This is a genomic window from Gilliamella sp. Pas-s27, from assembly GCF_009795865.1.
Taxonomy (GTDB): Bacteria; Pseudomonadota; Gammaproteobacteria; order Enterobacterales; family Orbaceae; genus Gilliamella.
This window is the reverse complement of sequence record NZ_WTEW01000171.1, coordinates 1-218: the sequence shown is the minus strand read 5'-3', so window position 1 is coordinate 218 and position 218 is coordinate 1. Positions and strand designations below refer to the sequence as shown.

Genomic DNA, 218 nt, shown 5'->3' with positions numbered 1-218 from the left:
TACATTAAAATTAAACACATCATTAGGCTTACTGATAAAACTTAAATGCTTAATTTGATGCTCTTTACCCGCAAGATAAAAAGCAGATTCATCATTAAAATAAAATTCGGCTTTATCTTGTCCAATAGTACCTGTATAAATACGAAAAATAGCATGACTCATAGCGGGAATTAAGACTAACGATAGTAATATATATTTTATCTGCTTCATTTTTATTA

Annotated in this window: 1 protein-coding gene; it reads right to left on the bottom strand. The window is 27.5% G+C overall.

What is annotated here, in order from left to right:
• Nucleotides 1-218 (bottom strand): hypothetical protein (locus GQ589_RS12155; RefSeq protein WP_160426518.1); only part of this gene is annotated, 218 nt, incomplete at both ends.